The sequence below is a fragment of the Actinotalea sp. C106 genome (assembly GCF_023630195.1).
GTDB lineage: Bacteria > Actinomycetota > Actinomycetes > Actinomycetales > Cellulomonadaceae > Actinotalea.
Genome location: NZ_JALPKN010000241.1, coordinates 1 through 4,853 on the forward strand (window position 1 = coordinate 1; position 4,853 = coordinate 4,853).

Annotated in this window: 4 protein-coding genes; all 4 read left to right on the plus strand. The window is 73.2% G+C overall.

The window, feature by feature from the left end; genetic code table 11:
- Positions 1-583 (plus strand): sulfurtransferase (locus L0B03_RS13930; RefSeq protein WP_250446788.1); only part of this gene is annotated, 583 nt, incomplete at its 5' end.
- Positions 584-652: 69 nt separating this feature from the next.
- Entirely contained in the window at positions 653-1,996 is a 1,344-nt protein-coding gene (locus L0B03_RS13935) for a N(5)-(carboxyethyl)ornithine synthase (protein ID WP_250446791.1), read from the plus strand.
- On the plus strand, positions 1,965-2,600 hold the full coding sequence (locus L0B03_RS13940) for an MFS transporter (protein ID WP_250446793.1): 636 nt from the start codon (positions 1,965-1,967) through the stop codon (positions 2,598-2,600). Before L0B03_RS13935 ends, L0B03_RS13940 begins: the two co-directional genes overlap by 32 nt.
- Before the next feature lie 59 nt (positions 2,601-2,659).
- On the plus strand, positions 2,660-4,573 hold the full coding sequence (locus tag L0B03_RS13945) for a bifunctional diguanylate cyclase/phosphodiesterase (RefSeq protein WP_250446797.1): 1,914 nt from the start codon (positions 2,660-2,662) through the stop codon (positions 4,571-4,573).
- The last annotated feature ends 280 nt before the right edge of the window (positions 4,574-4,853 follow it).

Sequence of the window (4,853 nt, forward strand, 5' to 3'; positions counted from 1 at the left end):
CAGGCCCGTCGTGGCCTACGACGGCGTCGCGGGGGCAGCGGCGGCGCGTGCGTGGTGGTGCCTGCGGTGGGCCGGGCACGACGAGGTCCGTGTGCTCGACGGCGGTCTTGCCGCCTGGGTCCGGGCCGGCGGTCCGGTCGAGGTCGGCGAGGTCGCACCACCCGAAGACGAGGCGGGCGGCTCGTCGTCGTCGGCTCCGGGCGAGCGCAGCACGATGCCCGTGGTCACCGCGGAGGACCTCGCCGGCCGGTCGGGCGCTCTCCTGGACGCCCGCTCGGCCGAGCGCTTCCGCGGGGAGGTCGAGCCCGTCGACCCGGTCGCGGGCCACGTCCCGGGAGCCATCTCCTGCCCGACCACCGCCGTGCAGGGCGCCGACGGTCGCTACCTCCCGCCCGACCAGCTCCGCGCGGTCCTCGCCCCGCTGGTCGGCGACGGCCCCGGCGCCGCGTACTGCGGGTCGGGGGTGACCGCGAGCCAGCTCGTGCTCGCCGCCCACGAGGTGGGGATCGAGCTGGCCCTGTACCCCGGCTCGTGGTCCCACTGGATCCGCGATCCTCGACGCCCGGTGGCCACCGGGAGCTGACCCGCTCGGGAGCAGGCGTACTGTCGCAGGACTGGAGTCCACCCTCGGCTCTGGCGCGAAGGAGCGACCATGGCCCAGCACGACCCGACCTCTCCCCGACCCGTCCCCCGTCCGCCCCGCGGCCCGGGAGTGACACCCACGCCCGAGCCAGCGCCCGTTCCCGGCCCGGCGCACGACCCCGATCCCGCCCCTCAGCCGGAGCGGACGACGGCCCTGACCCTGGGCGTCGTCGCGACCTCGCGCAAGCCCGATGAGCTGCGCCTTCCGATCCACCCCGACCACCTCAGCAGGATCGACGCGGACCTCCGCGCCCGGATGGTCCTCGAGGAGGGCTACGGCAGCCGCTTCGGCGTCGACGATGCGGCCCTCCGGTCCCTGGTCGGCCGTATCGCCCCGCGCGCCGAGGTCCTCGCGACCTGCGATGTCGTCCTGCTGCCCAAGCCTCAGGCCGCTGACCTGGCAGAGCTGCCGGTCGGGACGGTGCTGTGGGGGTGGCCGCACTGCGTCCAGGACCCCGAGGTGACCCAGCTCGCGATCGACCGCCGGCTCACCCTCATCGCCTTCGAGGCGATGAACCACTGGAACCGCGACGGCGGCTTCGGTCTGCACGTCTTCCACAAGAACAACGAGCTCGCGGGCTACAGCTCGGTGCTGCACGCCCTGCAGCTCGCCGGGGTGACGGGCGACTACGGGCGCAGGCTCACGGCGGTGGTCATCGGCTTCGGCGCGACGGCGCGCGGGGCCGTCACGGTCCTCAACGCCCACGGGGTGCACGACGTGCGCGTCCTGACCCACCGGGATGTCGCGGCGGTCGCGTCCCCCATCCACTCGGCGCAGATCGTCCACCTCGACCAGGACCCGGCCTCCCCCGAGACCTGCCAGGTGCTGACCGAGGACGGTCCGGTGCCCCTGGCGCCCTACCTGGCCCAGAGCGACGTCGTCGTCAACTGCACCCTCCAGGACACCGCCGCCCCGCTGACCTTCCTGCAGACCGAGGACCTCGCCGCCTTCCGGTCCGGAAGCGTGATCGTGGACGTCTCGTGCGACGAGGGCATGGGCTTCTCCTGGGCGCGGCCCACCTCTTTCGCGGACCCGGTCTTCACGGTGGGCCAGGGCGTCCTGTACTACGGGGTCGACCACAGCCCGTCGCACCTGTGGGACTCGGCGACCTGGGAGATCAGCGAGGCCGTGCTGCCATTCCTGCGCACGGTGCTCGACGGCCCCCGGGCCTGGGAGGCCGACGACACGGTGCGCCGGGCCATCGAGATCAGCGACGGTCAGGTGCGCAACGCGGACATCCTCATGTTCCAGGGTCGCGCAGCCGAGCCGCCGCACCAGATCCTCACGGCCGGTGCACGGACCGCTACTGCCACGGTTGCCGATGGTGCGGAGTCCCGCGTACGAGCGGGGTAGCCCACCGGCGGCAGCCGGCCCGCGCCGAGGGGCTGACCGCCCTGGTGCAGGTGAACGCTGCGACCGGACCACCACCCTCGGGCTGGCCCTGGGCGCGGTCACCGTGGTCTCCCTCGCGCTCCTCCCGCTGACCGCTCGCCTGCTCGACCAGGGATGGCGGATGCGGCTGCTGGTGCCGGGGATGCTGCTGGCTGCGGGGGCGATGCTCCTCTACCCGGCGGCCACGACGCCGTGGACCTTCGCGGTCCTGCTGGTCGTCGCGGGGCTGACGGCAGGCACCGCCGGGCAGGTCCCCGCCGTCGTGCTGGCCGACGTGGTGCACCCGGGCAGGTACGGGCGTGCGGTCGGCATCCTGCGGACCACGGGTGACCTTGGCGCCGTCCTCGGACCGCTGACCCTGGGCCTGGTGCTCGACGGAGCGGGGGCGATCTGGGCCTGCGGGGCCCTGGCCACCGTGGCCGCGGGATCGGCGCTGGTGCACCTCGGGCTCGCTCGGCCGCTTCGACGTAGGCTCGGTGGTGGGGACGGTGCCGCTCCAGACGGCGTCTCGGGACGGCTGGCTGGGCGATCGACCCGCCGAACCTCGCAGGAATCCTCGACCTGAACCGATGGTGGGAGGAGGACCGGCGTCACGGTCTCCGGACCCATCGGCAGGAGGACAGGGTGCGCCGTCCCGGCACCGCACGTGCAGGCTCGACGCGTGAGGGCGCTGCGCGCCGGCATCGCCACGCGTCGAGCGAGCTCGTCTTCACCCCGGAGGAGCTCGCCCGCGTGATCGGCCTGCAGTGCCTGGTCGGCGGGGCGCTGGCCCTGGTGTGGGCTCTCCTGCCGTGGAACGCCGACGCGGCATGGAGCCCGCCGGTCGTGGGCCTGGCTGCCGTGGCGGGCGTGATCGGGCTGGGGATGGTGGTGCTCGGTGCGGTGACCACCTCGGCGCGGGTACTGGCCCGCGCGGTCCACTCGTGCATCCTGAGCGTGCAGGTCCTGGTCGCTGTGGGCTACGCGGTCACCGGCGAGACCGGGAGCCCGATCCTGCTCTTCCTCCTGTGGACCACCGCCTACGCGGGGATCCTGTCCCGACGGGCCCGCTGGGGCCATGTGGTCTCTACCGCGCTCCTCATCTCGGCGGCCTCGACGACGCACGCGGTCGCGGTCGACGCCGCCGAGGTCGTCGTCTTCCTCATGTCGACGATCGTCGTGGTGACCCTCGTCGTGTCGCGGTCGGCCGAGCGGCTGCACGAGGCGGCCACGCACGACGCGCTCACCGGCCTGCCGAACCGGAGGGTTTTCTACCGTCGTGCAGGCGCGCTCCTGGCAGGGCGTCGGGGCTCCGGCGGTGGGGTCGCTGTCGCCCTGCTCGACCTCGACCGCTTCAAGCACGTCAACGACAGCTACGGGCACGGCGCGGGCGACGCGCTCCTGGTCGAGCTCGCCCGGCGGCTCGAGGAGACGCTCAGCGCCGACGACCTCGTCGTCCGGCTCGGCGGGGACGAGTTCGCCGTGCTCCACGGCTCCTCCGCGGCGGTGGACGTCGACGACCTGTGGGCCCGGTTGAGCTCGGCATGGGCGGAGCCGTTCGAGCTCGAAGGACGGCGCCTGTACGTCGACGGCAGTGCGGGCATCGCGATCGCGGCCCCCACCGATACCCCGGCCACCCTCCTCCGCGACGCCGACGCGGCCATGTACGAGGCGAAGGCGCAGGGTACGGGGCGTCGACGGGTGTTCGACCGCAGCACCAGCGCGCAGGGGCACCGCCTGCTCCGGTTGGAGACTGGGCTGCGCGAAGCTGTCGCCCGGGAGGAGCTGACCCTCGTCTACCAGCCGGTCCTGGACCTGGCCGACGGCCGGGCGACGGGGGTCGAGGGACTGCTGCGCTGGACGAGCGCCGAGCTGGGGATCGTGGGCCCTGACGAGTTCATCCCCGTCGCCGAGCGGTGCGGGATGATCGGGCACCTGGGCCTGTGGGTGCTCGGACGCGCCGTCGCCGACCTCGCGTCCTGGCGCAGCGAGGGTCTGGTCGACGAGGACTTCTCGGTCGCGGTCAACGTGAGCGCCTACCAGCTGACCCCTGAGCTGCCGCGGCAGGTCGCCGGCCTGCTCGAGGTCCACGGCGTGCCGACGCGGAACCTCGCCCTCGAGGTCACCGAGAGCGCGATCGTCGCGGGCGGCGAGCCCCGGGCCGTGCTCGACGCGCTGCACGCGATGGGCGTCACGCTCCTGCTCGACGACTTCGGCACCGGGCACTCCTCCCTGACCAGGCTCCGCGAGCTGCCCCTGGACGTGGTGAAGATCGACAGGTCCTTCGTGAGCGGCGTGAGCACCGCCCCAGAGGACAGGGCGCTCGTGCTGGGGGTCGTCCAGCTGGCCCACGCGCTCGGGATGAGGGTGATCGCTGAGGGCATCGAGCACCGCGAACAGCTCGAGCACCTGCGGGAGGCAGGATGCGGGGCCGGGCAGGGCTACCTGCTCGCCCGCCCCGTGCCGGGGGCGGATCTCGTCGAGGCCCTCGCGAGGGCCTCGGCAGCCTGCGCACCGTCGCCCAAGGAGCAGCCCGAGGCAGCCCGCGTGCGGACGTGACCCAGGACACCAAGGACGGACTTGCGCGCCCGGGGGTGGAACCGTAATGTTGCGTCTCGCCCCGAGCGGGAGGAACGGACAGCGAGAACTGGCCAGTCCCCGGGGAACCACGAGCAGGACGACACCAGGAGCCGCTGGCTTCTGGCAAGATCTGCGCCTGGTGCAGGACGAACTCGGGAAGTTTGACGAGGGAAGTTCGAACCGCTAAGGTAGAGAAGTTGCCTCCGGACGGGCCTTGAGGGCCTGGATGGATGCGCGTCTGTTCCTTGAGAACTCAACA

Bases quoted from the DNA above. Each gene is read 5' to 3' on its own strand.
- L0B03_RS13935 (WP_250446791.1), top strand. From the start codon at position 653: ATGGCCCAGCACGACCCGACCTCTCCCCGACCCGTCCCCCGTCCGCCC.
- L0B03_RS13940 (WP_250446793.1), top strand. From the start codon at position 1,965: ATGGTGCGGAGTCCCGCGTACGAGCGGGGTAGCCCACCGGCGGCAGCC.